The 2,947-nt window shown below is 69.8% G+C and carries 3 protein-coding genes and 1 pseudogene; all 4 read right to left on the reverse strand.

Going from position 1 to position 2,947, the window contains the following annotated elements:
• Positions 1-113: 113 nt before the first annotated feature.
• Complete coding sequence (gene glmM, locus ACFW1I_RS13245) at positions 114-1,472, reverse strand: phosphoglucosamine mutase (protein WP_384669385.1); 1,359 nt, start codon at positions 1,470-1,472, stop codon at positions 114-116.
• 141 nt (positions 1,473-1,613) lie between these two features.
• Positions 1,614-2,126: a 30S ribosomal protein S9 gene (gene rpsI, locus ACFW1I_RS13250; protein WP_031012128.1), complete on the reverse strand. Its 513-nt coding sequence runs from the start codon at positions 2,124-2,126 to the stop codon at positions 1,614-1,616.
• Positions 2,127-2,170: 44 nt separating this feature from the next.
• Complete coding sequence (rplM, locus tag ACFW1I_RS13255; protein ID WP_365337593.1) at positions 2,171-2,614, reverse strand: 50S ribosomal protein L13; 444 nt, start codon at positions 2,612-2,614, stop codon at positions 2,171-2,173.
• A 231-nt stretch (positions 2,615-2,845) separates the two neighbouring features.
• Positions 2,846-2,947: pseudogene (locus ACFW1I_RS13260) on the reverse strand (transcriptional regulator); the annotation flags it as partial.

Below are 2,947 nucleotides of genomic sequence, written 5' to 3' on the forward strand. Positions count from 1 at the left end.
GTAGGGGGGGGCGCCGCGGGGGGGGGGGCTGCCCCCGGGGGGGCGGGGGGGGTTTTGGGTGGGGCCCCGCCGCCCGGTGGTGGGCGGGGCCCTTCCCGTATCCCTCGGACGCTCTAGCCGAGCGCGGACTTCACGACGTCGGCGAGGCGCTGCGCGACCGAGCGGGCCTGCTCGATGTCGGCGGCCTCGACCATGACGCGGACCAGCGGCTCGGTGCCGGAGGAGCGGAGCAGCACCCGGCCGGTGGTGCCCAGCTCGCGCTCGGCGTCGGCGACGGCGGCGGCCAGCTCGCCGGAGGTGGAGACGCGGGACTTGTCGACGTCCTTCACGTTGATGAGGATCTGCGGCAGCCGCTCCATGACGGAGGCCAGCTCCGCGAGGGACTTGCCGGTGGCGGCGACCCGGGCGGCCAGCATGAGGCCGGTGAGGGTGCCGTCGCCGGTGGTGGCGTGGTCGAGCACGATGACGTGCCCGGACTGCTCGCCGCCGAGGGCGAAGCCGTGCTCCTTCATGGACTCCAGGACGTAGCGGTCGCCGACCGCGGTCTGGACGAGGGTGAGGCCCTCGCGCTCCATGGCGAGCTTGAAGCCCAGGTTGGACATGACGGTGGCGACGACGGTGTCGCCGCGCAGGGTGCCGGCCTCGCGCATGGCGAGGGAGAGCACGGCGAGGATCTGGTCGCCGTCCACCTCCTCGCCGGTGTGGTCGACGGCGAGGCAGCGGTCGGCGTCGCCGTCGTGGGCGATGCCGAAGTCGGCGCCGTGCTCGACGACGGCGGCCTTGAGCAGCCCCAGGTGGGTGGAGCCGCAGCCGTCGTTGATGTTGAGGCCGTCGGGGGCGGCGCCGATGGTGACGACCTGGGCGCCGGCCCGGGTGAACGCCTCGGGCGAGACGCGGGCGGCGGCGCCGTGGGCCTCGTCGAGGACGATCTTCAGGCCGTCGAGGCGGTTCGGCAGCACGGAGAGGAGGTGGGAGACATAGGTCTCGAAGCCCTCGTCGTAGTCGCGGACGCGGCCGACGCCGGCACCGGTCGGGCGGTCCCAGGGGGCGCCGGTGCGGTGCTCCTCGTAGACGGCCTCGATCTTGTCCTCCAGGTCGTCGGCGAGCTTGTGGCCGCCGCGGGCGAAGAACTTGATGCCGTTGTCGGGCATGGCGTTGTGGCTCGCGGAGAGCATCACGCCGAGGTCGGCGCCGAGGACGCCGGTGAGGTGGGCGACGGCCGGGGTCGGCAGGACGCCGACGCGCAGGACGTCGACGCCGGCGCTGGCGAGACCGGCGACGACGGCCGCCTCCAGGAACTCTCCGGACGCGCGCGGGTCACGCCCGACCACGGCGGTCGGCCGATGGCCCTCGAAGGTCCCCGCCTCGGCGAGCACGTGCGCCGCCGCGACCGACAGGCCGAGCGCGAGCTCCGCCGTCAGGTCCGCGTTGGCAACGCCGCGTACGCCGTCGGTGCCGAAGAGTCGTCCCACAGCTGTCCTCCGAAAATGCGTGCCCAAGGGTGAAAAAGATCCCGGTGAAAGGTCCGGGGTGAAAGAGGTTAAGAAAAAACGTACGCCCCGACGGCACGCGCAGTGCGCCGGGGCGTACGTACAAGCAGTGCGAGCAGGCGATTAACGCTTGCTGTACTGCGGAGCCTTGCGGGCCTTCTTGAGACCGGCCTTCTTCCGCTCGACCGCGCGGTCGTCACGGGAGAGGAAGCCGGCCTTCTTCAGCGCCGGGCGGTTGTTCTCGACGTCGGCCTCGTTCAGGGCGCGGGCGACACCGAGACGCAGGGCACCGGCCTGGCCGGAGACACCGCCACCCGCGATGCGGGCGATGACGTCGTAGCGGTTGTCGAGCTCGAGCACCTTGAAGGGCTCGTTGACTTCCTGCTGGTGCACCTTGTTCGGGAAGTAGTCCTCGAGCGTACGCCCGTTGATCTTCCACTTGCCGGTGCCCGGGACGATCCGGACGCGGGCGATGGCGTTCTTGCGACGGCCCAGGCCGGCGGCCGGCTGCGGGTCGCCGAAGCGGGACGCGAGGGACTCGGAGGTGTAGTCACCCTCGACGATCTCGGTCTCGGTGGTGTACTCCTCGACGCCCTCGAACTCGTCGATGGGGGTCTCGGGGGTGGTCTCGGCCACGATGCTCCTCAGATTTCTTTCGTTCTTAGGGGGTGTGGCCGGAACTACTGCGCGACCTGGGTGATCTCGAACGGGACCGGCTGCTGGGCAGCGTGCGGGTGGTTCTCGCCCGCGTAGACCTTCAGCTTCGAGAGCATCTGACGGCCCAGGGAGTTCTTGGGGATCATGCCCTTGATGGCCTTCTCGACGGCCTTCTCGGGGTTCTTGTCCAGAAGCTCGTCGTAGCGGACGGAGCGCAGACCACCCGGGTAGCCGGAGTGGCGGTACGCCATCTTCTGGGTCTTCTTGTTGCCGGACAGGTGGACCTTGTCGGCGTTGATGATGATGACGAAGTCGCCCATGTCCATGTGGGGGGCGTAGACCGGCTTGTGCTTGCCTCGCAGGAGGTTCGCAGCCGTCGTCGCCAGACGGCCCAGGACGATGTCCTGCGCGTCGATGATGTGCCACTGGCGAGTGACATCGCCGGGCTTGGGGCTGTACGTACGCACTTCGTAGCCTTCGCTTCTTCAGTGGATGGAGTCCAGACACACCTGAAGCGATCATGCAGCTGGGGCCTGCACTGCCGGGACGACGCCCGTATGCGAGCCACTGGTAACTGCTCCAGGGAACCGCGCAAGGCCTCTCCGCGTGAGAACGACGAAGCCAATACGCATAACAAACCAGAAGCGTACCCGCGCCCCCTGGCCGGGGTCAAAACGCGCCGAGCACCCCACGAACCGTCACCCCTCGTCGTACGCCGCCCGCGCCGCCGCCACCTCCTCGATGTGACCGTCCGCCCACTCCTTCACCGCCGCCACCACCGGCAGCAGCGAGACCCCCAG

The sequence above is a fragment of the Streptomyces sp. NPDC058955 genome (assembly GCF_042741435.1).
In the GTDB taxonomy this organism is placed as follows: domain Bacteria; phylum Actinomycetota; class Actinomycetes; order Streptomycetales; family Streptomycetaceae; genus Streptomyces.